We start from the raw sequence: 24,237 nt of genomic DNA, 5'->3' as shown, positions 1-24,237 counted from the left end.
GTACGTAAGCGGACCAATGGAGGTTCCATGAGCAGCGTCGATGCTGATCAGACCGATGTCCTGATCATCGGGGCAGGCATTTCGGGCATAGGCGCGGCCTACCGACTGCAGGAGCGGAACCCGCGGCTGACGTACACGATCCTGGAGCGCCGGTCACGCATCGGCGGGACCTGGGACCTGTTCCGCTACCCGGGCATCCGCTCGGACAGCGACATCTTCACGCTGAGCTTCCCGTTCGAACAGTGGACCCGGCCGGAGAACGTCGCCGACGGCGACCACATCCGCGAGTACCTGACCCAGACCGCCCGCAAGCACGGCATCGACTCCCACATCCGGTTCGACACCCACGTGCTGTCCGCCGACTGGGATTCGGCGACCGACACGTGGACCGTGCACGTCGAGCAGGACGGCGGGCCGCGGACCTACCGCAGCCGGTTCCTGTTCTTCGGCACCGGTTACTACAACTACGACGAGCCCTACAGCCCCGAGTTCCCCGGCATCGACAGGTTCGCCGGCGAGGTGGTGCATCCGCAGCACTGGCCGGAATCCCTCGACGTGACGGGCAAGAAAGTCGTGGTGATCGGCAGTGGCGCGACCGCGATCAGCATGGTGCCGGCGCTGGCCCGGCAGGCCGGCCACGTCACGATGCTGCAGCGTTCGCCCACCTACGTGCTGTCCTCGCCGCGGATCAACCCGGTGGTCCAGGCCATCCGCAAGGTGTTCCCGGCGCGGATCGCCTTCCACCTCGTGCGGTTCTACAACCTCGCGTTCATCGTCTCCACCTACGCGCTGTCGCGTAAGGCGCCCGGCCTGGTGCGGCGGTTCATCCGCCGCCAGGCGGCCAAGACGCTGCCCGAGGGCTATCCGGTGGACGTGCACTTCAACCCGCGCTACAACCCGTGGGACCAGCGGATGTGCCTGAGCCTCGACGACGACCTGTACTCGGCGATCGCCGAAGGCAGGGCGGACGTGGCGACCGACCACATCGACACGTTCGACGAGCACGGCGTCGTGCTGCGTTCGGGTGAGCGCATCGACGCCGACGTGATCGTCACCGCCACCGGGCTGCAGCTGCAGGCGCTCGGCGGGATCGCGCTGAGCATCGACGGCGCGGAGATCAAACCGCAGGACCGGTTCGTCTTCAAGGAGCACATGCTCGAAGACGTGCCGAACCTGGCGTGGTGCGTGGGCTACATCAACGCGTCGTGGACCCTGCGCGCCGACCTGACCGCGCGCGCCTTCGCCAGGCTGGTCGCGTTCATGGACGAACACGGCTACACCCACGCCTATCCGCACCTCGGCGACAAGCCGATGGCCGAGAAGCCGGCGTGGAACATCAACGCCGGCTACGTCCAGCGCGCGCCGCATGCGCTGCCCAAGTCCGGCACCCAGCGGCCGTGGAACGTACGCCACAACTACGTCCTCGACGCGATCGACCACCGCTTCGACCGGATCGAGGAGTCGATGGTGTTCGGCCGCGTACCGGCCCCAGACCGAGTGATTTCGGCGTGATCGGTCGCGCCCAGCGCAACTGAGCACGCCGAAATCACGGCGCAAGCAGCCGCTGGGCGATCCGCCGCGCCCGGCCGATCGGATCGGGTTCCAGCCCGACTGCCATCGCGCTGAGCATCCCGTCGTAGACCAGGGCGATGTCGCGTGCGGTCTCCCCGGCATCGGTGACACCGGCGGCGGCCACCTCGGTGGTCAGCCGTGCGACGACATGGCGCTTGTGCTCGGCGACCGCGTCGAGACCTGGATGGCCCGGCGGCAACTGGCCGGCAGCGGCGACATGTGAACAGCCCCGGGCCAGCGAGGTACCCGCGCGCCACCGTTCGATCGCGGTGAAGATCGCGAGTATCCGCTGTTGGGGATCGGTTTCGGCGGTGATGCACTCTTCCCACAGCGCGCGCCACCGGCTGTCGCGATCAGCGAGGTAGGCGACGACGAGGTCGTCCTTGCCGCGGAAGTTCTTGTACAGCGAACCGGTGGCGACACCGGCGCGCTCGATCACGGCGTCGACACCCGTACCGGCGATGCCGCGTTCGTAGAACAGTTCATCGGCGGCCTGCAGCAGCCGGATGCGGGCGGGTTGCCGACGGACGGACATCGTGCCATTGTAGCTAGAATGCAACGATCGTTCTACTTTGTGGTCGGAGCGGGTGCCTGCCTGATCGGCTGCTGCTACGGGTTCGCGCGCTTCGCCTACGGGTTGTTCTCGCCGGTGTTCACCGACACCTTCGAGCTGACGTCGACGGCGTTCGGCCTCATCGGCGCGGGCAGCTACGTGGGGTACTGCGCCGCGATCGTGCTCAGCATCGTGCTGACCGAACGACTCGGTCCCCGACGGGTCGCGGTCGGCGCGGGCGTGGTTGCCACCGTGGGCATCTCGACCGTCGCGGCCGCGCCGTCGACGTTGTTCCTCGCCGTCGGAATCCTCGTGGCCGGATGCAGCACGGGGATCGCCTCGCCGCCGCTCGCCGCGGCCGTCGCGCACCTGATGCGTGGCGCGGTGGCCGACCGCGCCCAGACGATCGTGAACGCGGGCACGGGCATCGGTGTGGTCGTCTCCGGCCCCGTCGCGCTGCTGCTGTTCGGCCACTGGCGGATCGCGTGGGCGCTGTTCGCGGCGATCACCGCCGTCGTGACGGTGTGGGCGGCCCGCGTGGTGCCGTCAGTCGGGGCGACCGAGCCATCGGGTCTGCGCGAGAGGACTGTTCGGCCAGGAACTTTCGGTCTGGTCGTGGCGTCGCTGATCGCCGGGGTCGCCAGCATCGCGGTCTGGAACTTCGGGAGGGAGGTGATCACCTCCGTCGGCGGCGCCGGGCCGGTCGTGTCGTCGGTCTCGTGGACGGTGCTCGGCGCGGCCGGTATCGCCGGAGCGTTCGGCGGTGCGCTCGTGGCGCGGATCGGCCTGCGACCCGCGTGGGTGCTGACCACCGTGGCGATGGCGGCGGCGACGCTGGCCCTGGCCGTCGGGTCCACCCACCTCGTCGTGATCCTGGCGGCCCCCGGCATGTTCGGTGCGGCGTACGTGGCGATGTCCGGTCTGCTCCTGCTGTGGAGCGTGCGCGTCTACCCCGACCGGACGGCGTTCGGGGTGGGGTTGAGTTTCTTCACCCTCGCGGTCGGTCAGGCGCTGGGTGCCCCGGCGGTGGGCGCGCTGATCGACAGCGCAGGCGCGCAAACCGCGTTCGGCGCCTGCGCGGTGTTCGGTCTGCTCGCGCTGTTGCTGCGGCCGGCCACCGAGGACACGCCGGTCACGGCGCCAGCGTGAACCAATCGGCGAAGCCCGACGGGTCGTGGCGGCCGAGCGCACCGTGCTCGAACAGCCCCCACCCTTCGATCGCGCGGCCGTCGACCGCACATGTCGCCCGGCCCACGTGGTCGATCACGCCGAACATCGCCCGCCCGGCCACCGACGGATCGCTCAGGTCGTAATCCAGCCGCTCGGTGAACTTCTCGCCCTTCCACACCCCGTGCAGCCAGTCCGAGTCGCCGCCGTAGCCGGCGCCGATGTGGATGGGCACCGGCAGCTTGGACTCCACCTCGAACACGATCGGAGTGCCGTCGCCGGTGGTGGCCTCGATGGTGGCGCCGTGCGGGATGCGGGTGCCCGAGGTGTAGTGGATCTTCACCCGCGGCCAGCCCAGCTGCTCGACGCGCCCGTCGCGCCACACCCGCGTGCAGTCGTTGAGCGACCGGAATCCGCTCGGATCCTCCTGAATGATCAGCACGATCGCGAAGTCGTCGAAGGCCATCGGGACATAGAGCCACCACATTCCCTCGAACGGCGGATCCGCGGGACGTCCGGCGGGTTCGGCCTCGCCGATGGGACGGATACCCCACGACCGGTCGCGGGTGCCGATCCACGTCTGCGGGTCGACGGCGATCTCGTCGCCGTCGATCAGGATCCGCCCGCTCCAGGCGCCCACCTGCGCGAAGCGCTGGGCGTTCAGGGTGACGCGGTTGCCGGTACGCATCACGTGCGGCTGTTCCTGCACGACGTCGAACAGGCCCTCCCACGTGAGATCGACAGCGACACCTTCGGTTTCGTCCATGACGATCCGCAACTTGCGCAGTGGTTCAGTGACCTCCACCCGGTAGTTGCCGACGTGCTGGTGCAGCCGGTCCTGGTCGATCCCGTCGGACAGGTGCACCGCGGTGTGGGTGTCCCCGAGCAGTCCTCTCTCCCCGCCGCCGCGCCGTGACACGAGGACGAACGCGTCCTTGACGCCGAGGTTCGGGTAGTAGCCGATCCCGGTGATCAGGAACAGGTCCCCACTGCGGTCGTGGGCGTTGAAGTACGAGCGGTCGTAGAAGTTCCGATCCGACGACCCGGGCCACGCGATCGGTTGCGGCACCTGGTGCACCGGGAACTCGTCCATCGGACCGAGCATCAGGCGTCTCCTCTCTGCTCTTCGCGCGAGCGCTCATCGCGCCCTCCGATAAGGCGGCGCAGCAGCGCGCCGTGGTAGAACAGCGATTCCACGTCGGTCGGCGGCTCCATCTCACCGAAGTGCACCCGCCGCGCACTGGTGCGCATGAACACGCACGCCCAGATCACCCCGGAGTAGACGTAGAACCATTGCAGGTCACCGAGTTGCACGCCGGTCTTCTCGGCGTAGGTCGCCTTGACGTCCTCCTCGCGCATGAAGTGCGGCATGCCCTCGAGTCCGGCGAGGCCGGTCAGTTCCTGAAAGACGTTGTGGGCGAAGATCATCCAGGCCACGTCCATCTCGCGGGGTCCGAGCGTCGCCATCTCCCAGTCCAGCACCGCGACGGGGCGGAAGTCCCGGTACAGCACATTGCCGATCCGCGCATCACCCCAGACCAGCACCGGATCGGTCGCCGCGACGTCGGCCGGCCAGTGCGTGTCCAGCCACTGAAGCGCCTGCTCGATCAGCTCCGAGCGGCCGATGCCGGGCACCGCGAACTCATACCAGGCCTTCAGCCAGTTGAGGTTTCGTCGCAGCGCGGTGTCCCCGGAGCCGCCGGCGAGGAACCCGAACGTGCTCTGCGGGTCGGGGATGGAGTGCAGCTTGGCCAACACGTCGACGGTGCTGTCCTGCAGTTCGCGTTGCCGTTCGACGGGCGCGTCGTAGAACCAGTTGCCGCCGAACGTGTACGGCATGACATCGGGTGGGACGACTCCGTCGACGTGGTCCATGAGGAAGAACGGCGTGCCGAGCACCTCACCCGTGGGTTCCAGCCAGCGCACCCGGGGCACGGGGACATCGGTCAGCTCCGCTACCAGGCGGATCACCTCGAACTGGTGGTCCAGCCGGTACTCGGAGAACACCGGGACGTCCTCGGCGGCGGGTGCCACACGGGCGACGAGGCGCTGCTCCAGCGGGTCGCGCACGGTGAGAATGATTGTCTCCGATGACATTCCGTTGGCGTCGATACCGCTCTCGACCAGAACCTCCGGGGCCTGCCCACCGGGTAGCCGGGTGGCCAGCCAGCGCGACATGACGCCGGGCAGGGTGGTGATGTCGCGGCTGGCGCGCTGCAGGCGGCTGACGTCTTCGACAGCCGGTTCGTGTGGCATGCGTTCTTCCTTCGGCCGCAAATACGATACGGTGAGTAGCGTTATGAAAGCAGACCCGTCTCCGGTTGACAAGGTCCAGACCGCGGGACGTCCCCGCGATCCACGCATCGACGCTGCCATACTGCGGGCCGCCGCGGATCTGCTTGTGGAAATCGGCTATTCGAACCTGACCATGGCGGCGGTGGCCGAGCGGGCGGGCACCACGAAGACCGCCATCTACCGCCGCTGGTCGAGCAAGGCCGAGTTGGTGCACGAAGCGGCCTTCCCCGCCGCGCCCACCGCGCTGACGGCGCCGGCCGGCGACATCGCCGCCGATGTGCGCGCGATGATCGGCGCCGCCCGCGACGTGTTCACCAGCCCGGTGGTGCGGGCTGCGCTGCCGGGGCTGATCGCGGACATGGCCGACGACGCCGGCCTCAACATGCGGGTGATGGCGCGCTTCACCGATCTGTTCGCCGCGGTGCGCATCCGCCTCGCCGACGCGATCACCCGGGGTGAGGTGCACGGTGACGTCGACCCGGACCGGCTGATCGAGGTCATCGGCGGCGCCACCATGCTGCGGCTGTTGCTGCTGCCCGGCGGGGACCTCGACGACGCGTGGGTGGACCAGACCGCCGCCATCGTCACCCGCGGTGTGGTGGCATGAACCCGTGACATTGCAACCCTTCCCGGGCGACTGGCACACCGCGCTGGTGCTGGTGCCCCACCCAGACGATCCCGAGTACGGCATCGGCGCCGCGGTGGCGAAATGGACCTCGGCGGGCCGACGCGTGCACTACGCGCTGGCCTCGCGGGGTGAGGCCGGTATCGAGGGGCTGGCGCCGGAGGAGGCCGGTCCGCTGCGCGAGCGGGAGCAGATCCGGTCGGCCGCGATCGTCGGCGTCGAGGACGTGACGTTCTGGGATTTCCCGGACAGCCAGATCCGCGACACGCCGGCGTTGCGGGCCAGGATCTCCGGCACCATCGAGGAGGTGGCGCCCGACGTCCTCATCACGATCTACAGCGGACCCGAATGGGCACCGGGTCAGCCCAATCAGCGTGACCACATCGAATTCGCGACCGCCGTCACCGCCGCCTACGATGCGCTGGTGCATCCGCCACGCTGGCTGTTCGAGAACGGCCCCGACGGCACGCACGGTGAAGTGGTCGACGGATTCGTCGAGGTCGCGGTGGAATCGTTGGCCGCCCACGAGCGTTACCTGTCGGTGCTGGACCCCGCCACACCCGTGTACGCGCAGGCCCGCGCTCAAGTGGAGCAGGCGACCGCCGGACGGCCGGAGTTCGGTGGCCGCCCGACCGTGGAGTTCATCCTCACCCGAACCAGGAGTACGCCGTGACGCCGACCGTGTTGCGCGCCGAGGCGATCGGCGTCGTCCGCGGCGGGCGCCATCTGCTCGCCGACGTCTCGGTGACCATCGAGGCCGGGCAGCGCTGGGTGGTGCTGGGGCCGAACGGTGCGGGCAAGAGCACGCTGCTGAACCTGTTCGGTGCCGTCGCGCATCCCACGAGCGGAACGGTCGACGTGCTCGGACACCGGCTGGGCCGGGTGGATATGCGGGAACTGCGCACCCACATCGGGCACGTCAACCCACGGCTGCGCATCGACGCGCCGCTGACCGCCCGCGAGGTGGTGCTCACCGGCCTGACGAACACCCCCGACTTCGTGCCGCGCTGGTCACCGACGGACGAGCAGATCGGTCGCGCCGACGAGCTGATCGCCTCCCTCGGCCTCGCCGACCGGGCCGGCGCGCAGTGGCAGGTGATGTCGCAGGGGGAGCGCGGGCGCACCCTCATCGCCCGGGCGCTGATCGGCGAGCCCCATCTGCTGATCCTCGACGAACCCGCCACCGGATTGGATCTGGCTGCGCGCGAACAACTCCTGGCCGCCATGGACGGGCTGCGCCGGTCCGATCCGCAACTGGCCACCGTGCTCGTCACCCACCATATCGAGGAGATCCCGGCGACGACCTCGCACGCGCTGCTGCTGCGTGACGGCCGGATCATCGCCCAGGGGGCCGCGCGCACCGTCCTCACCTCCGCGGCGATCAGCGCGTGCTTCGACCATCCGATCACGATCGCGATGAGTAACGGTCGCTGGTTTGCCCAGGCCGAGGCCGAAAGCTACGCCGAGTGTGCGGATTGAGCCGCGCTACACGGCGTGTCGCGGATGAAACCGCACAGCCGAGAGGGGGCGTGGGTCAATCGGTGCCGATCTGCGCGCGGTTGCGGGCGGTGACGTCGTCGAATCGGGTTCCGAGACCGGCGAAGTCGCGGTCCTGAGTGCCCGAGATGTCTCGTTCGGCGGCCAGTGCGGGGGAGATGACGGCATCGGTGCCGCGGCGATAAATCTCCTTGAGCCCGGCCATGGTCGCGGCGGGCACGTCCGCGATCTGACCCGCCAGCTCGAGCGCGCGGGCCACTAGCCGGTCGTGGGCCACCACCTCGGTCACCAGCCCGAGCCGCTCCGCCCGCACCGCATCGACCACCTCACCGGTCATCGACAGCCGTCGCGCCATCGCGGCGCCGACCACCTGCGGCAGCCGCGCCGTCATGCCGCCGCCGGGCAGGATGCCGACACGGGCATGGGTGTCGGCGAACGCGGCCCGCTCCGAGGCGATCAGGAAGTCACAGCCCAGCGCCATCTCGAGCCCGCCGGTGAAGACCGGACCGTTGACCGCCCCGACGATCGGTGTGCGCATCTCGGCCACTCGGGTGATGCAGCTCTGCGACTGGAATTCAGCGAAGTAGGTCGAACCGTCGCGCGCGGCCTCCTTGAGGTCGACTCCTGCGCAGAACGCCGGGTCGGTCCCCGTCAGCACCACCGCGCGCACTGATTCGTCGGCGTCGGCGTCGGACAGCGCGGCGTAGAGCGCCCGAATGAGGTCGCGGCTGAGCGCGTTTCGCGCCTCCGGACGGTTCATGGTCAGCAGCCGGACGGGCCCGTGGTCGGCCGCCAGAACAACAAGTGACGTCATGACAGGCAAGCTAACGCAGGAACAGGTCGGCGCTGTCGGCCAGGTCGAGCAGCGGCTGCGGCAGGGCGCCGAGCGCCAGCGTCACCGCGGCGGTCACGGTGACGGCCGCGGTGGTCAACCCGCTCGGCACGACGATCTGCGGCGCGTCCAGCGGCGGGTCGGTGAAGAACATCAACACGATGACCCGCACGTAGAAGTACGCGGCGACCGCGCTGGCGACCACGCCGACCACCACGAGCGGTATCGCCCCGCCCTCACCCGCCGCCTTGAATACCGCGAACTTGGCGACGAAACCACTGGTCAAGGGGATTCCGGCGAACGCGAGGAGGAACAGCGAGAACACCGCGCCGACAAGGGGATTGCGCCTGCCGAGCCCGGCCCACCGGGCCATCGAGGTCTCCTCCTGACCGTCGGCCCCCCGCACGAGGCCGACCACCGCGAACGCCCCGACCGTGGAGAACCCGTAGGCGAACAGGTAGAACAGCACCGATGACAGACCCGGCCGGTTCTCGGCGATCACTCCGGTCAGGATGAAACCGGAGTGGGCGATGGCCGAATACGCCAGCATGCGCTTGACGTCGGTCTGCGTCACCGCCGTCACCGTGCCGACGACCATGGTGAGAATCGCGACCGCCCACAGCACCGGCCGCCACTCCGCGCGCAGTTCGGGCAGGGCAACGTAGAAGATCCGCAGCATCGCGCCGAACGCCGCGATCTTGGTGGCGGCCGCCATGAACGCGGTGACCGGCGTCGGCGCGCCCTGGTAGACGTCCGGGATCCACGAGTGGAACGGCGCGGCCCCGACCTTGAACAACAACCCGACCAGGATCAGGCCGGTCCCGGTCAACGCCAGCGAGGTCTTGCCGGTGTCCTCCGCGACGACGGCCGCGATCCCGCGCAGGTCCAGTGTGCCCGCGTAGCCGTAGAGCATCGCCGCGCCGTAGAGGAAGAACGCCGAGGAGAACGCGCCGAGCAGGAAGTACTTGAGCGAGGCCTCCTGGGAGAGCAGACGGCGGCGGCGGGCCAACCCGCACAGCAGGTACAGCGGCAGCGAGAGCACCTCGAGCGCGATGAACATGGTCAGCAGATCGTCGGCGGCGGGGAACAGCAGCATGCCGGCGACCGCGAACATGGTCAGCGGGAACACCTCGGTCTGCGCCGCCCCGGCGCGGGTGGCCACCCGTTCGGCCACGCTTCCGGGCACCGCCGAGGCCTGCGGGGTGAACGCGTCGAATCCCGGTGGGTCGTCGTCGGTATCGGTGGCCACGGGGATCCGGCGTTCGGCGATCAGCAGGACGCCGAGGACGGCGACGATCAGGATGGTGCCCTGCAGGAAGAGCGCGGGACGGTCGATCACCACCGACCCCATCACCGCGGACCGGCCGACCTCTCCCGACAGCTGCCGGACCAGCAGGACGACCGCGGCCAGGGCGGCCGCCGTGGCCCCGAGGGCGAGCGCGACCTGGGCGGCGTAACGGCTTCGCCTGGGCAGAAACGCCTCGATCAGCACACCGGCGATCGCGGCGCCGATCACGATCAGCATGGGGGAGAGCAGGCCGTATTCGACGGTGGGGGTGGGGATCACGGGGCGTTCCCATCAGCCAGCGTGGGTGCCGGATCGGGCTGGTCGATGGTGGTCAACGTGTGCCCGACGGCCGGGTCGATGACGTCGAGTGCCGGTTTCGGGTAGATCCCCAGCACGAGCAGCAGCACGATCAGCGGTGTCACCACGGCGAGTTCGCGCGGCACGAGATCGCGTAGCCGTTCGTTGCCCTCGCGAACCGGTCCGGTCATGATGCGCTGATACAGCCACAGCACGTAGATCGCCGAGAGCACCAGCGCGGTGGCCGCCAGCACGGCCAGCACCGGATACCGGGTGAACGTGCCGATGAGCACCAGGAACTCACTGATGAACGGCGCCAGCCCGGGTAGCGACAGCGTCGCCAGACCGGCGACGAGGAAGGTGCCGGCCAGCACCGGCGCCACCTTCTGCACACCGCCGTAGGCGGCGATGAGCCGCGACCCCCGGCGCGAGACGAGGAATCCGGCGATGAGGAACAGCGCCGCGGTCGAGATGCCGTGGTTGACCATGTACAGCGTCGACCCCGACTGGCCCTGGGTCGTCATCACGAAGATGCCGAGGATGATGAACCCGAAGTGCGAGATGGAGGTGTAGGCGATCAACCGCATGACGTCGGTCTGTCCGATCGCCACCACCGCCCCGTAGATGATGCCGACCACCGCCAGCGTGATGATCAGCGGCCGGAACAGTGTGGCCGCGTCGGGGAACAGCTGCAGACAGTAACGGAGCATGCCGAAGGTGCCGACCTTGTCCATCACCGCCATCATCAGCACGGCGCTGGCGGGTGTGGCCTCCACAGCGGCGTCGGGCAGCCACCGGTGCAGCGGCCACAGCGGGGCCTTCACCGCGAACGCGAACATGAACCCGGCGAACATCAGGTTGAGCACGGCGGGGTTCACAGCGAAGTCCCCGGCGGCGACGGCCGCGACGATCGCGCGGAAGTCGAAGGTGCCGCTGCCGAAGGCGTCACTGCCCGCCGTGGTGACGTACAGCCCGATCACCGCGGCCAACATGATCAGACCGCCGAACAGGTTGTAAAGCAGGAACTTCACCGCCGCCTTCGACGAGGCGACGCGGTCGGCGCCGAAACCGCCGATGAGGAAGTACATCGGGATCAGCATGGCTTCGAAGAACACGTAGAACAGCAGGATGTCGAGGGCGATCAGCGACATGAACACCATGCCCTCGACCGCCAGGGTCAGGGCGAGGTAGGTGTGCACCGACCGTCGCTGCGCGGCGTTGTCGGCGTCATTCCAGCCGGCGACGATCAGCAACGGGACCAGGACCGCGGTCAGCACGATCAGCGCCAGGGCGATGCCGTCGACGCCCAGGATGTAGCCGGTGCCGAACGACGGTATCCAGCGCCGCGATTCGACGAACTGGTACTGCTCCCCGCCGGGGTCGAAGCCGGCGGCGATGACGACCGTGACGCCCAGTGCCAGCAGCGACACCGCCAGCGCCACCCACTTCGCCAGCGCGCGACGCGGCATCAGCATCACCACGCCGGCACCGATGATCGGCGCCGCCCACAGCACGCTCAGCCAGGGAATCACCACAGGTTCACCGCCAGGATCGCCGCCACGATCAGCGCCGCGCCGCCGAGCATGCCCAGCGCGTAGGACCGCGCGAAACCGGTTTGCAGACGGCGCATTCCGTCCGACCACTTGGACACCAGTGCGGCGAGTCCGGTCGCTGCACCGTCGACGGCCTCGTCGTCGATCCGGACCACTGTCGCGGTGAGCGCCTGCCCCGGCCGCATGAGCACTCCTTCGTTGAAGGCATCGCCGTAGAGGTCGCGGCGAGCGGCGACGGTCAGCGCGGATCCCGCCGGAACCTCCGCAGGCACCGCGCGCCTGCCGTACATGCGGTAGGCGATCGCGATTCCGACGGCGACGACCGACAGGATCAGCACGGTGGCGACGACGACCGGCACCGCGTGCGCTTCCTCGTGGGTGCCGACCACCGGTTCCAGCCAGTGCGACAGCGTGCCGTTGATCGCGAGGAAGCCGCCGGAGCCCACCGACCCGACGGCCAGCACGATCATCGGTGCGGTCATGACGGCGGGCGCCTCATGCGGATGCACGCTGGGTCCATCCCCCGTCGCTTCGCTCACCCCACCGGCCCAACGCTTCTCGCCGAAGAACGTCATCAACATGACCCGCGTCATGTAGAAGGCGGTGATACCTGCGCCGACGATCGCCGCACCCCCAAGCACCCAGCCCTTGACGCCGCCGGCGCCCAGCGCGGCTTCGATGATGCCGTCCTTGGAGAAGAACCCCGCCAGGGGCGGCACCCCGATGATCGCCAGATACCCCAACCCGAACGTGGCGAAGGTGATCGGCAGGGCCTTGCGCAGCCCGCCGTAGCGGCGCATGTTCACCTCGTCGCCCATGGCGTGCATGACGGAGCCGGCGCCGAGGAACAGACCGGCCTTGAAGAATCCGTGGGTCAGCAGGTGCATGATCGCGAACGCGTAGCCGGCCGGGCCGAGCCCGGCCGCCAGCACCATGTACCCGATCTGGCTCATCGTCGACGCGGCCAGCGCCTTCTTGATGTCGTCCTTGGCGCAGCCGACGATCGCCCCGAACAGCAGTGTCACCGTGCCGACGATGACGACGGCGAGTTGGGCTGCCGGCGCGAGGTCGAAGACCGGACCGGAGCGCACGATCAGGTACACCCCCGCGGTGACCATGGTGGCGGCATGGATCAACGCCGACACCGGCGTCGGGCCCTCCATCGCGTCACCCAGCCAGGACTGCAACGGCACCTGGGCCGATTTGCCGCAGGCGCCGAGCAGCAGCAGCAGACCGATCGCGGTCAGCGTGCCCTCGCCGAGTTGCGGTGCGGCGCCGAACACTCCGGCGAACGAGACCGACCCGACCGTGGCGAACATGACCATCAACGCGATCGCCAGGCCCATGTCACCGACACGGTTGACGACGAAGGCCTTCTTCGCCGCGGTTGCCGCCGACGGCTTGTGCGACCAGAACCCGATCAGCAGGTACGACGCCAGACCGACGCCCTCCCATCCGACGTAGAGGCCGAGATAGTTGTCGGCCAGCACCAGCAGCAGCATGGCCGCCACGAACAGGTTGAGGTACGCGAAAAACCTTCTGCGGCCCGGGTCGTGGGCCATGTACCCGATCGAGTAGACGTGGATGAGCGAGCCGACACCGGTGATCAGCAGGACGAAACACATCGACAGCTGGTCGAGTTGCAGACCGAAGTCGACCTGCAGTTCGCCGACCGGCACCCACGAGAACAAGGTCTCGTGCACGGCGCGTTCCTCGGCGGGCCGGCTCAGCATCCCGGCGAACAACACGGCGCCCACGACGAACGACGCCACCGCCGCCGCGGTACCCACCAGGTGACCCCAACGGTCGGAGCGCCGCCCGGCCAGCAGCAGGGCGACGGCGCCGGCCAGGGGAAGCGCGATCAGCAGCCACACTCCAGCGGTCATCAGCGCCTCAGTGCCTTCTCTTCTTCGCGCGAGCGCTCATCAGTGCCTTCTCTTCTTCGCGCGAGCGCTCATCAGTGCCTTCTCTTCTTCGCGCGAGCGCTCATCAGTGCCTCAACAGGTTCGCGTCGTCGACCGAGGCCGACCGACGGGCCCGGTAGATGGTCATGATGATGGCCAGCCCGATCACCACCTCGCATGCGGCGACCACCATCGTGAAGAACGCCACCACCTGCCCGTCGAGTCGACCGTGCATCCGGGAGAACGCCACGAACGCGAGGTTGGCGGCGTTGAGCATCAGCTCCACACACATGAACACCACGATGACGTTGCGTCGCAACAGCACTCCGGCCGCCCCGATCGTGAACAGCAGCGCGGACAGGTACAGGTAGTTGTCGGGGTTCACGAGTGGCCGTTCCTTCCGTCACCCGACGGTGGAACCGCCCGCGGATGCAGGATCGTGCTGACCGACGACCTGGCGCCGCTGCCGTCGGGCAGCCGGCCCGGCATGTCGACGGCGTTGTGCCGCGCGTACACCCCGGGATTCGGCATCGGCGTGGCATGCCCACCGCTCCTGAATCGTTCGATCGACAGCTCCCGCTGGGTCTTGCGGTGTTCGAAGCGCTCCCGGTGCGCCAGCACCATGGCGCCGAGCGCCGCGGTGATCAGCAGCGCGCCGGTGAGTTCGAAGGCCCACAGGTAGCGGGTGAAGATCAGCTCGGCCAGACCCTCCACGTTGCCCCCGCTGTTGGCCTCGGGCAGACCGGTGAACCCGGCCACCGAGACGGTGCCGATGCCCGCGATCAGCAGCACGCCGAATCCGATGCCGACCACGATCGCCGCGATGCGCTGACCCCGGATCGTCTCCACCAGCGACTCCGACGAATCCACCCCGACGAGCATCAGCACGAACAGGAACAACATCATCACCGCGCCCGTGTAGACCACGACCTGCACCACGCCGAGGAACAGCGCCTCCTGTGCGATGTAGAGCACGGCCAGCGCGATCATGGTGGCCGCGAGGAAGATCGCCGAGTACACCGCCTTGGGGGCGGCGATCACCCCGATCGCCCCCAGCAACGCGATGCCGCCGACGATCCAGAACACGACGGCCTCGCTCGTGGAGGTGCGCGCCGCGCCGTCGGCGGCCAGGACCAGCAGGTGCGGGGTCATGTGACGTCCTCGGTGACCGGACCGACCCGGCCCAGGTAGTAGTCGTCGTCGGTGGCGCCGTGCGCCATCGGGTGCGGCGGTGCCTGCATGCCTTCGCGTAGTGGCGCGAGCAGCTTGTCCTTACCCCAGATCAGGTCGGCGCGGTTGTCGTCGGCCATCTCGTACTCGTTGGTCATCGTCAGCGCGCGCGTCGGGCAGGCCTCGATGCACAGGCCGCAGCCGATGCAGCGCAGGTAGTTGATCTGGTAGACGCGGCCGTAACGTTCACCGGGCGAATAGCGTTCGTCGGGGGTGTTGTCGGCGCCCTCCACGTAGATGGCGTCGGCGGGACAGGCCCACGCGCACAGTTCGCACCCGATGCACTTCTCGAGACCGTCGGGATACCGGTTCAGTTGATGGCGGCCGTGATACCGGGGGGCGACCGGACCGGGTTTCTCCGGATACTCCTCGGTGATGGGCTTCTTGAACAGCGTGCCGAACGTGACGGCGAAGCCGGCGACGGCGTCCCACAGCTTAGGCATCGGTTGTCTCCCTGGTCACGGCCGCGCGGCCGGGCATCGGCGGGGTGGGGAAGGTGTCCTCGGCGGTGTCGCCCGCAGCGGGGCGCTCCCGGCGGAAACGCATGGTGCGCCACAGAACGGCGGCGAGCAGCAGTGTCAGGACGGTGCCGGCGATCAGCACCCCGCTCGCCCATCCGCCGTAGCCGGTGTTGCGCAGGGTGTGTGCGGTGGCCACGACCATGATCCATGCCAGCGAGACCGGGATCAGCATCTTCCATCCGATGGCCATGAACTGGTCGTAGCGCAGCCGGGGCAGGGTGCCGCGCAACCAGATGTAGACGAACAGAAACGCCCACACCTTGGCGGTGAACCACAGCAGCGGCCACCATCCGGAGTTTGCGCCGTCCCAGATGCTGATCGGCCAGGGGGCGTGCCAGCCGCCCAGGAACATCGTGGTGGCCAGCGCCGACACGGTGGTCATGTTGACGTACTCGGCGAGCATGAACATCGCGAACTTCAGTGACGAGTACTCGGTGTGGAAGCCGCCGACCAGCTCACCCTCGGCTTCGGGGAGATCGAACGGCGCCCGGTTGGTCTCGCCGACCATCGACGTCACGTACACCAGGAACGAGGGCAGAAGCAGGAAGACGTACCACGTCCTGTCCTGGGCGGCGACGATGCCCGAGGTCGACATCGTGCCGGCGTAGAGGAAGACGGTGGCGAACGACAGGGCCATCGCGATCTCGTAGGAGACCACCTGCGCACTCGAACGCAACCCGCCCAGAAGGGGATACGTCGATCCGGACGCCCAGCCCGCGAGCACGATGCCGTACACGCCGACCGAGGTGACGGCGAGGATGTAGAGCACCGCGACGGCGAGGTCGGTCAACTGGAGCGCGGTGCGATGCCCGAACACCGACACCGCACCGCCCATCGGGATCACGGCGAACGCCATGAACGCCGGGATGACCGAGATCACGGGCGCGAGTAGGTATATCGGCCGGTCGACGCCGACAGGCGTGATGCCCTCCTTGAGAGCCAGCTTGATGCCGTCGGCCAGGGACTGCAGCAGCCCCTTCGGTCCGACTCGGTTGGGCCCGAACCGCATCTGCATGCGGCCCAGCACCTTCCGCTCGATCAGGATCGCGGCCAGCACCGTGAGCACCAGGAACGCGAAGATGCCGACGGCCTTCGCGAGGATCAGCCACCAGGGGTCGTGGCCGAACAGGGTGGGGTCGGGGTGGGTCACGATGCGGCCCGCCCGATCGCCACGACGGCGCCGATGCTCACGCCGAGTTGGCGGTGTACCTGCGAACCGGGGGAGTTCAGCGGCAGCCACACGACGCCGTCGGCCATGTCGGTGACGACGAGCGGAAGTGTGATCTGTCCGCGCGGGGTGCTGACGGTGACCAGGTCACCGGGCCCCGCGCCGATGGCGCCCGCGGTGCCTTCGGACAGCCGGACGACGGGGGCGGGTGCGGTGCCTGCGAGATGGGGTTCGCCGTCCTGCATCCGGCCGAGGTCGAGCAGCATCCGCCAGCCCGTCAGCACCGCCTGTCCCGGCCCAGGCTGCGGTGGCGGCGTCGCCTCGTGTTCGGACGCCGCGCGCGGCCCGTCCCACCAGCCCAGCCTGCCCAGTTCCGCGCCGGCCGCCGCCACGTCCGGGAGGGCTAGATCGACGCCCATCTCGTCGGCCAGGAAGTTCAGCACGCGCAGATCGGGAATCGCATTGCTGCGCAACGCCGGTGCGAAGGAACGCAGCCGGCCCTCCCAATCCAGGAACGCGCCACCCTTCTCGGCCACCGGAGCCACGGGGAACACCACGTCGGCCGACCGGGTGACGTCGCTTTCGCGGAGCTCGAGACTGACCACGAACGGCACCGCCGCCAGCGCGGCGAGCGCGGCGTCCGGGTCGGGGAGGTCGGTCACGTCGACACCGCCGCACACCAGCGCGCCGAGCGCCCCCGAGCGCGCCGCGTCGAGGATCGCCCCGGTGTCGCGGCCCGGGGTGTCCGGCAGGCGGTCGGTGTGCCAGGCCGCCGCGAGCTGCGCGCGGGCCGAGGCGTCGGCGACCGGACGGCCGCCGGGCAGCAGGGTCGGCAGGGCGCCGGCCTCCACGGCGCCGCGCTCCCCGGCGCGGCGCGGTACCCAGGCCAGCCGTGCGCCGGTCGCGGCGGCGAGCCGGGCCGCCGCGGTCAAACCGCCCGGCGCCGCGGCCAACCGCTCGCCGACGAGGATGAGCGCGCCGGGCAGGCGCAGCAGCGTCTCGTCGGACAGCCCGTCGAGGGCGGCCGCTTCACCGCCGGGTCCGGCCGCGACGAGGCGGCCGGCCAGTTTCGTCAATCCGCGACTGGCCAACGGCGCGACCGAGAGCACCTGCAGTCCCTGTTTGCGCACGGCCTTGCGCAACCGCAGGAACACGATCGGCGACTCGTCCTCGGGTTCGAATCCGGCCAGCAGCACCGCGGGGGCGGTCTCCAGGTCGGAGTAGGTGACCTCCATCGGCCGGGCCGCCACGTGTGCGGCGAGGAAATCGGCCTCCTCGGCGCTGTGCGGCCGCACCCGGAAGTCGACGTCGTTGGTGTCGAGCACCATGCGCGCGAACTTCGCGTAGGCGTACGCGTCTTCGACGGTGGCGCGGCCACCCACCACCACACCGGCCCGGCCTGCGGCGGCCAGCCCGGCGGCCGCCGCGGCGAGTGCCTCCGACCACGACGCCGGGCGCAGCGCACCGTCGTCGTCGCGGATAAGTGGTGTGGCGATGCGGTCGCCCACGGTCGGATAGGTGAACGCCCAGCGTCCCTTGTCGCAGTTCCACTCCTCGTTGACCTGCGGATCGTCACCGGCCAACCGGCGCAACACCTTTCCGCGGCGGTGGTCGGTGCGTTGCGCGCATCCCGAGGCGCAGTGCTCGCACACGCTGGGGCTCGACACCAGGTCGAAGGGCCGCGCCCGGAACCGGTAGGCGGTGCCCGTGAGCGCGCCGACCGGACAGATCTGGACGGTGTTGCCGGAGAAATAGGACTGGAACGGCTCACCGGGAGCGATGCCGACCTGTTGCAGCGCACCGCGTTCCAGCAGCTCGATGAACGGGTCCCCGGCGATCTGCTGGGAGAAGCGGGTACACCGTGCGCACAGCACGCACCGTTCGCGGTCGAGCAGCACCTGGGAGCTGATGTTGATCGGCTTCGGGAAGGTTCGCTTGACGTCGGTGAACCGGGTTTCGGCGCGCCCGTTGGACATCGCCTGGTTCTGCAACGGACACTCACCGCCCTTGTCGCAGACCGGGCAGTCGAGCGGATGGTTGATCAGCAGCAGTTCCATCACACCGCGCTGCGCCTTGTCGGCGGCCTCGGAACTGAACTGGGTGCGCACCACCATGTCCTGGCTCACCGTCGTGGTGCACGACGCCATCGGTTTGCGCTGGCCCTCCACCTCGACCAGGCACTGCCGGCACGCCCCGACGGGGTCGAGCAGCGGGTGGTCGCAGAACCGGGGGATCTGGATGCCCATCAACTCGGCGGCCCGGATCACCAGTGTGCCCTTGGGCACGCTGACCGTGGCGCCGTCGATGGTGAGTTCCACCATCTCGACCGGCGGTGCGCTCGGCGTGCCCGTGTCGGCGGTCTGCGTCATTTGGACCCCCACCTCCTTCCCGCGAGTGTGCGGTTCCGTACGCCTCGCGCGGCGCGTCGCGGACGAAACCGCACACTCGGCGATGGGAGGCCGCAGGGAGCGCTCACACCCCCACCTCTCGTCCTGCCATCAGCGTCGAGGCGTGCGGATCGAACGGGCAGCCGCCCCCGAGATGCGCGAGGTATTCGTCGCGGAAGAACTTGATCGACGAGATGATCGGGCTCGCGGCCCCGTCGCCCAATGCGCAGAACGACTTTCCGAGGATGGTGTCGGAGATGTCGAGCAGCTTGTCGACGTCGGCCTCGGTGGCGTCACCGCTCTCCAGGCGCGCGTAGATCTGGGTGAGCCAGTAGGTGCCCTCCCGGCACGGGGTGCACTTTCCGCAGGATTCGTGGGCGTAGAACTGCGTCCAGCGCCGCACCGCGCGGACCACACAGGTGGTGTCGTCGAAGATCTGCAGCGCCTTGGTGCCCAGCATCGACCCCACCGACGCCATGCCCTCGTAATCCAGTGGCACGTCGAGGTGTTCGCCGGTGAGCAGCGGGGTCGAGGACCCTCCCGGTGTCCAGAACTTCAGGGTGTGGCCGGCGCGGACCCCCCCGGCGTACTCAAGCAGCTCACGCAGCGTGATCCCCAGCGGCGCCTCGTACTGGCCGGGGCGGGCGACGTGGCCGGACAGCGAATACAGCGTGAAGCCGGGCGATTTCTCCGAACCCATCGAGCGGAACCAGTCGATGCCGCCTCGCAGAATCGGGGGCACACTCGCGATGGACTCGACGTTGTTGACCACCGTCGGGCACGCGTAGAGACCGGCGACCGCCGGGAACGGCGGGCGCAGCCGGGGCTGGCCGCGGCGGCCCTCCAACGAGTCGAGCAGTGCGGTCTCCTCACCGCAGATGTAGGCGCCGGCGCCGGCGTGGACGATGAGCTCGAGATCGAAACCGGATCCGCAGATGTCGGTGCCCAGATAGCCGGCCTCGTAGGCCTCGGCGACCGCGGCCTGCAGGCGACGCAGCACCGGCACCACCTCACCGCGTACGTAGATGAACGCGTGGTGGGCGCGGATCGCGTAGGCGGCGATGATCGCACCTTCCACCAGGAAGTGCGGCGTGGTCATCAGCAGCGGGATGTCTTTGCAGGTCCCGGGTTCCGACTCGTCGGCGTTGACGACCAGGTAGTGCGGTTTGGCGCCGGGTCCGTCGTCACCCTGCGGGATGAACGACCATTTGGTGCCGGTGGGGAAGCCCGCACCGCCCCGGCCCCGCAGCCCCGAGTTCTTCACCGTGGCGATGACCTCGTCGGGACCCATGGCCAGCGCCTGTTCGAGCGCGCGGTATCCGTCGTGGCGCCGGTAGGTCTGCAGCGTCCAGGGCTCCGGTTCGTCCCAGAACCGGGTCAGCACCGGGGTGAGCGCGGTCATGGCGCCGACCCGTTGACCGGCGGGGGAGCGGCCGCTTCCGGTGCCGGGGCGGGTTCGTCCCGGGTCGAGTCGGCCGCTTCGGTGAGCTGTGGATCCGGTTGTGTGGCAGCGTCGTTCGGGGTGTCCGGATCCGGTGCGGACATTCCGTTGGCGCGGGCGACGCGCAGACCGGCCAGCGTCGCCTCCCCCGTCGCCACCGAATCGGCGACGGCGCCCGGGTCGCTGAGCCCGGCGAGCGTTCGCGCGGTCTCTCGGAAGGTGCACAGCGGTGCACCGCGGGTGGGCGTCACGGATCTCCCCGCGCGGAGTTCGTCGACGAGTTCGCGTGCCGACACGGGGGTCTGGTTGTCGAAGAACTCCCAGTTCACCATCACGACCGGTGCGTAGTCGCATGCCGCGTTGCACTCGATGTGTTCGAGGGTGACCCGGCCGTCGTCGGTGGTCTGTCCCGCGTGGACACCGAGGTGATCCTGCAGTGCGTCGAGGATCTCGTCGCCACCCATGACCGCGCACAGCGTGTTGGTGCAGACCCCGACCAGATAATCGCCTGTCGGGGTGCGACGGTACATGGAGTAGAACGTCGCCACCGCCGCCACCTCGGCGTCGGTCAGTCCGAGCTGGTTGGCGCAGAACGCGATTCCGGCGGGCGTGAGGCAGCCGTCCTCGGACTGCACCAGGTGCAGCAGCGGCAGCAGTGCGGACCGGGCCTGCGGATAGCGCGCGACGATGCGTGCCGCATCCTTGCCGAGACGGGTCGCGACGTCGGGTTCGTAGGATGCGGAGCCGCTGATCGGCGGTCCCGGTTCCTCCGGCCGCTGGCCGAGTTCGAGGAAGATCATCCGCCGACCCTCTTCGCGCGAGCGCTCATCATCTGTCCACCCCACCCATGACCGGGTCGATCGACGCGACCGCCGAGATGGCGTCGGCGACCATACCGCCCTCGCACATCGCCGCCACCGCCTGCAGATTCGTGAAGGACGGGTCGCGGTAGTGCACCCGGTACGGGCGCGTGCCGCCGTCGGAGACCATGTGCACGCCGAGTTCGCCGCGCGGTGATTCGACCGCCGTGTACACCTGCCCGGCCGGCACCCGGATGCCTTCGGTCACCAGCTTGAAGTGGTGGATGAGACCCTCCATCGAATGCCCCATGATGCGGGCGATGTGTTCGGGGGAGTTGCCCAGACCGTCGGGTCCGAGCGCGAGGTCGGCCGGCCAGGCCAGCTTCTTGTCCTCGATCATCACCGGCCCGGGTTCGAGCCGGTCGAGGCACTGCTCGACGATCTTGAGCGATTCGCGCATCTCCTTCACCCGGATGAGATACCGGCCGTACGCGTCGCATCCGTCGTCGGTGATCACGTCGAATTCGTAGTTCTCGTAACCGCAGTAGGGCTGGGCCCGGCGCAGATCGTGGGGCAGTCCGGTCGAGCGCAGGACCGGCCCGGTCACGCCGAGCGCCATGCACCCCGCGAGGTCGAGGTAGCCGATGCCCTGGGTACGGGCCTTCCAGATGTAGTTCTCGTTGAGCAGGTTCTCCAGATCGCGCAGCCGCCCCGGCAGCAGGGCGAGCAGGTCGCGGATGCGCGGGACGGCGCCATCGGGCAGGTCGGCGGCCAGGCCGCCGGGCCGGATGTAGGCGTGGTTCATCCGCAGGCCGGTGATCATCTCGAACACCGACAGGATTTCTTCGCGTTCCCGGAAGCCATAGAACATCGCGCTCATCGCGCCGAGTTCCATACCGCCGGTGGCCAGGGCGACCAGATGCGACGAGATGCGGTTGAGTTCCATCAGCATCACGCGGATCACGTTGGTGCGCTCCGGGATCGCGTCGGTGATCCCGAGCAGCTTCTCCACCCCCAGGCAGTAGGCGGTTTCGTTGAAGAACGGCGACAGGTAGTCCATCCGGGTGACGAAGGTGACGCCCTGCGTCCAGTTCCGGTATTCCAGGTTCTTCTCGATGCCGGTGTGCAGATAGCCGATCCCGCAACGGGCTTCGGTGATCGTCTCGCCCTCGATCTCGAGGATCAGCCGCAGCACTCCGTGCGTGGAGGGATGCTGCGGGCCCATGTTGACGACGATGCGTTCGCCCGCCTGCGCCTGTTCGGCGGCGGCCACCACCTGCTCCCAGTCCTCGCCACCGACGACCACGACGGTCTCGGTGCCGGTGCGCGCATCACCGCCCGCGACGGGCGGGTCGGGGGGAACGTTCATCAGTTGTAGGCCCTCCGCTCGTCGGGCGGTGGAATCCGGGCGCCGTGGTACTCGACGGGGATACCGCCCAGCGGGTAGTCCTTGCGCTGCGGATGCCCGACCCAGTCGTCGGGCATCTCGATCCGGGTGAGCGACGGGTGGCCGTCGAAGACGATGCCGAAGAAGTCGTAGGTCTCCCGCTCGTGCCAGTCGGTGGTCGGATACACGGTGAACAGCGAGGGGATGTGCGGATCGTCGTCGGGTGCGGCCACTTCCAGCCGGATTCGCCGGTTGTGGGTGATCGACATCAGCGGGTAGACCGCATGCAGTTCGCGCCCTTCGTCGCCGGGGTAGTGCACCCCGCTCACGCCGAGGCACAGTTCGAACCGCAGGGCCGGGTCGTCGCGCAGCGTCTTGGCCACGACGGGCAGTTGCGCGCGGTCGATCTCGAGCGTCAGTTCGTCGCGGTACACGACGACGCGTTCGACCGACGCGTCGTAACCGTCGCGGCCGAGCGCGTCGGCGAGAGCGTCGACCACCGCGTCGAAGTCTCCGCCGTACGGACGTGGTGAACTGCCGGGCAGCGCGACCGGCCGGATCAGGCGGCCGTACCCCGAGGTGTCGCCGGAGCCCTTGGCGCCGAACATCCCTCGACGCACACCGATGATCTCCGGGTCGCCCGTGCCGTTGCGGGTGGCGTTGTCTGCCTCCGTCACCGCAGGAGCCCCTTCAACTCGATCGTGGAGGGCACCGCGAGCGCGGCCCGTTCGGCCTCCCGGATGGCCTCGTCCCTGTTGACGCCGAGCGGCATCTGCTGAATCTTCTCGTGCAGCTTGATGATTGCGTGCAGCAGCATCTCCGGTCGCGGCGGGCAACCGGGGAGGTAGATGTCGACCGGGACGACGTGGTCGACGCCCTGGACGATCGCGTAGTTGTTGAACATCCCGCCGGAGGAAGCGCACACACCCATCGCGAGCACCCATTTGGGTTCGGCCATCTGGTCGTAGATCTGCCGTAGCACCGGTGCCATCTTCTGGCTGACGCGGCCTGCGACGATCATCAGGTCGGCCTGGCGCGGTGTGGCCGAGAAGCGTTCCATCCCGAACCGTGAGATGTCGAACCGCGGACCGGCGGTGGCCATCATCTCGATCGCACAGCAGGCGAGGCCGAACGTCGCGGGCCACAGCGAACCGCTACGGACGTAGCCCGCGACCTTCTCGACCGTCGAGAGCAGGATGCCGCCGGGGAGGCGTTCCTCTAGTCCCAATTGAGTCCCCCCCGCCGCCACACATAGGCGTAGGCCACGAACACGGTGAGCATGAACAGCAGCATCTCGATCAGCGCGAACAACCCGAGGCTGTCGAACGCCACGGCCCAGGGGTAGAGGAACACGATCTCGATGTCGAAGACGATGAACAACATCGCCGTCAGGTAGTACTTGATCGGGAAACGCTGGCCGGTCGCCTGGGCGTTGGCTCCGGTGGGCGCCAGCGGCTCGATGCCGCACTCGTAGGCCTCGAGTTTCGCCCGGTTGTAGCGGGTCGGCCCGACCACCCCGGCGATCACCACCGACACCACCGCGAACACCGCCGCGATGGCGCCGAGTACCAGGATCGGCGTGTAGAGGTCCATACCGGCCAAACGCTCCCTCGGGGCTGTCGATGTGAGCTAACCCACAGCCTAGCCATGTTTGGGATCTGCGCCACACATTTGGTTAGTATCGGTTCCCAATGCGGCGCACGGCGTCGACCGCAGCGCG

At 68.9% G+C, this 24,237-nt stretch carries 23 protein-coding genes; 5 read left to right on the top strand and 18 right to left on the bottom strand.

Annotation, left to right across the window (positions count from 1 at the left end; all coding sequences use genetic code 11):
* Positions 1 to 27 precede the first annotated feature (27 nt).
* A complete protein-coding gene (locus G6N30_RS13230) occupies positions 28 to 1,512 on the top strand; it encodes a flavin-containing monooxygenase (RefSeq protein ID WP_134053461.1) in 1,485 nt (494 codons plus the stop codon).
* A 34-nt stretch (positions 1,513 to 1,546) separates the two neighbouring features.
* On the opposite strand, the gene G6N30_RS13225 is transcribed toward G6N30_RS13230, so the two are convergent.
* Positions 1,547 to 2,107, bottom strand: coding sequence for a TetR/AcrR family transcriptional regulator (locus G6N30_RS13225; protein ID WP_134053459.1), 561 nt, complete (start codon positions 2,105 to 2,107; stop codon positions 1,547 to 1,549).
* An 18-nt stretch (positions 2,108 to 2,125) separates the two neighbouring features.
* On the opposite strand from G6N30_RS13225, the gene G6N30_RS13220 reads away from it, so the two are divergent.
* Complete coding sequence (locus tag G6N30_RS13220) at positions 2,126 to 3,274, top strand: MFS transporter (RefSeq protein ID WP_134053457.1); 1,149 nt, start codon at positions 2,126 to 2,128, stop codon at positions 3,272 to 3,274.
* Here the strand turns inward: G6N30_RS13220 and G6N30_RS13215 are convergent.
* Positions 3,258 to 4,397, bottom strand: coding sequence for an Rv3169 family protein (locus G6N30_RS13215; protein ID WP_134053455.1), 1,140 nt, complete (start codon positions 4,395 to 4,397; stop codon positions 3,258 to 3,260). The genes G6N30_RS13220 and G6N30_RS13215 overlap by 17 nt on opposite strands.
* Positions 4,397 to 5,548: a phosphotransferase family protein gene (locus G6N30_RS13210; protein WP_134053453.1), complete on the bottom strand. Its 1,152-nt coding sequence runs from the start codon at positions 5,546 to 5,548 to the stop codon at positions 4,397 to 4,399. Before G6N30_RS13210 ends, G6N30_RS13215 begins: the two co-directional genes overlap by 1 nt.
* 43 nt (positions 5,549 to 5,591) lie before the next feature.
* Here G6N30_RS13210 and G6N30_RS13205 point away from each other — a divergent pair, with 43 nt between their 5' ends.
* The 3 genes from G6N30_RS13205 to G6N30_RS13195 are packed head-to-tail and all read left to right on the top strand — an operon-like array spanning position 5,592 to position 7,691.
* Positions 5,592 to 6,194 carry a TetR/AcrR family transcriptional regulator gene (locus tag G6N30_RS13205; protein WP_134053451.1) on the top strand — a complete coding sequence of 201 codons (603 nt, stop codon included), beginning with the start codon at positions 5,592 to 5,594 and terminating at the stop codon, positions 6,192 to 6,194.
* A gap of 4 nt (positions 6,195 to 6,198) precedes the next feature.
* Positions 6,199 to 6,885 carry a PIG-L deacetylase family protein gene (locus G6N30_RS13200; RefSeq protein ID WP_134053449.1) on the top strand — a complete coding sequence of 229 codons (687 nt, stop codon included), beginning with the start codon at positions 6,199 to 6,201 and terminating at the stop codon, positions 6,883 to 6,885.
* Positions 6,882 to 7,691, top strand: coding sequence for an ABC transporter ATP-binding protein (locus G6N30_RS13195; protein WP_134053447.1), 810 nt, complete (start codon positions 6,882 to 6,884; stop codon positions 7,689 to 7,691). Before G6N30_RS13200 ends, G6N30_RS13195 begins: the two co-directional genes overlap by 4 nt.
* 55 nt (positions 7,692 to 7,746) lie before the next feature.
* On the opposite strand, the gene G6N30_RS13190 is transcribed toward G6N30_RS13195, so the two are convergent.
* The 15 genes from G6N30_RS13190 to G6N30_RS13120 form a co-directional block, all read right to left on the bottom strand.
* Positions 7,747 to 8,523, bottom strand: coding sequence for an enoyl-CoA hydratase (locus G6N30_RS13190; RefSeq protein WP_134053445.1), 777 nt, complete (start codon positions 8,521 to 8,523; stop codon positions 7,747 to 7,749).
* 10 nt (positions 8,524 to 8,533) lie between these two features.
* Entirely contained in the window at positions 8,534 to 10,066 is a 1,533-nt protein-coding gene (gene nuoN, locus G6N30_RS13185) for an NADH-quinone oxidoreductase subunit NuoN (RefSeq protein ID WP_234880179.1), read from the bottom strand.
* 38 nt (positions 10,067 to 10,104) lie between these two features.
* The gene (locus tag G6N30_RS13180) at positions 10,105 to 11,601 is read right to left on the bottom strand and encodes an NADH-quinone oxidoreductase subunit M (protein ID WP_234880178.1); all 1,497 of its coding nucleotides are present in this window, start codon (positions 11,599 to 11,601) and stop codon (positions 10,105 to 10,107) included.
* A gap of 53 nt (positions 11,602 to 11,654) precedes the next feature.
* A complete protein-coding gene (gene nuoL / locus G6N30_RS13175; RefSeq protein WP_134053441.1) occupies positions 11,655 to 13,565 on the bottom strand; it encodes an NADH-quinone oxidoreductase subunit L in 1,911 nt (636 codons plus the stop codon).
* Between the two features lie 103 nt (positions 13,566 to 13,668).
* Positions 13,669 to 13,968 (bottom strand): NADH-quinone oxidoreductase subunit NuoK, encoded by a 300-nt coding sequence (gene nuoK, locus G6N30_RS13170; RefSeq protein ID WP_134053439.1) that lies wholly within the window; start codon positions 13,966 to 13,968, stop codon positions 13,669 to 13,671.
* A complete protein-coding gene (locus G6N30_RS13165; RefSeq protein WP_134053437.1) occupies positions 13,965 to 14,735 on the bottom strand; it encodes an NADH-quinone oxidoreductase subunit J in 771 nt (256 codons plus the stop codon). Before G6N30_RS13165 ends, nuoK begins: the two co-directional genes overlap by 4 nt.
* Positions 14,732 to 15,256, bottom strand: coding sequence for an NADH-quinone oxidoreductase subunit NuoI (gene nuoI / locus G6N30_RS13160; protein ID WP_134053435.1), 525 nt, complete (start codon positions 15,254 to 15,256; stop codon positions 14,732 to 14,734). The genes G6N30_RS13165 and nuoI overlap by 4 nt, the downstream gene beginning before the upstream one ends.
* Entirely contained in the window at positions 15,249 to 16,484 is a 1,236-nt protein-coding gene (nuoH, locus tag G6N30_RS13155; protein WP_134053433.1) for an NADH-quinone oxidoreductase subunit NuoH, read from the bottom strand. The genes nuoI and nuoH overlap by 8 nt, the downstream gene beginning before the upstream one ends.
* Complete coding sequence (locus G6N30_RS13150) at positions 16,481 to 18,871, bottom strand: NADH-quinone oxidoreductase subunit G (RefSeq protein WP_134053431.1); 2,391 nt, start codon at positions 18,869 to 18,871, stop codon at positions 16,481 to 16,483. The genes nuoH and G6N30_RS13150 overlap by 4 nt, the downstream gene beginning before the upstream one ends.
* Positions 18,872 to 18,974: 103 nt before the next feature.
* On the bottom strand, positions 18,975 to 20,291 hold the full coding sequence (gene nuoF / locus G6N30_RS13145) for an NADH-quinone oxidoreductase subunit NuoF (protein WP_134053429.1): 1,317 nt from the start codon (positions 20,289 to 20,291) through the stop codon (positions 18,975 to 18,977).
* Entirely contained in the window at positions 20,288 to 21,130 is an 843-nt protein-coding gene (nuoE, locus tag G6N30_RS13140; protein WP_134053427.1) for an NADH-quinone oxidoreductase subunit NuoE, read from the bottom strand. The genes nuoF and nuoE overlap by 4 nt, the downstream gene beginning before the upstream one ends.
* Positions 21,131 to 21,158: 28 nt before the next feature.
* A complete protein-coding gene (gene nuoD, locus G6N30_RS13135) occupies positions 21,159 to 22,499 on the bottom strand; it encodes an NADH dehydrogenase (quinone) subunit D (protein ID WP_134053425.1) in 1,341 nt (446 codons plus the stop codon).
* On the bottom strand, positions 22,499 to 23,194 hold the full coding sequence (locus tag G6N30_RS13130; protein WP_134053423.1) for an NADH-quinone oxidoreductase subunit C: 696 nt from the start codon (positions 23,192 to 23,194) through the stop codon (positions 22,499 to 22,501). Before G6N30_RS13130 ends, nuoD begins: the two co-directional genes overlap by 1 nt.
* Positions 23,191 to 23,745 carry a NuoB/complex I 20 kDa subunit family protein gene (locus G6N30_RS13125; RefSeq protein WP_134053421.1) on the bottom strand — a complete coding sequence of 185 codons (555 nt, stop codon included), beginning with the start codon at positions 23,743 to 23,745 and terminating at the stop codon, positions 23,191 to 23,193. The genes G6N30_RS13130 and G6N30_RS13125 overlap by 4 nt, the downstream gene beginning before the upstream one ends.
* Positions 23,736 to 24,110: an NADH-quinone oxidoreductase subunit A gene (locus G6N30_RS13120; protein WP_134053419.1), complete on the bottom strand. Its 375-nt coding sequence runs from the start codon at positions 24,108 to 24,110 to the stop codon at positions 23,736 to 23,738. Before G6N30_RS13120 ends, G6N30_RS13125 begins: the two co-directional genes overlap by 10 nt.
* Positions 24,111 to 24,237: the final 127 nt, after the last annotated feature.

It is taken from the genome of Mycolicibacterium litorale (genome assembly GCF_010731695.1).
Taxonomy (GTDB): domain Bacteria; phylum Actinomycetota; class Actinomycetes; order Mycobacteriales; family Mycobacteriaceae; genus Mycobacterium; species Mycobacterium litorale.
The sequence above is the reverse complement of the archived record's forward strand: the minus strand, read 5'-3'. Positions and strand labels throughout refer to the sequence as shown.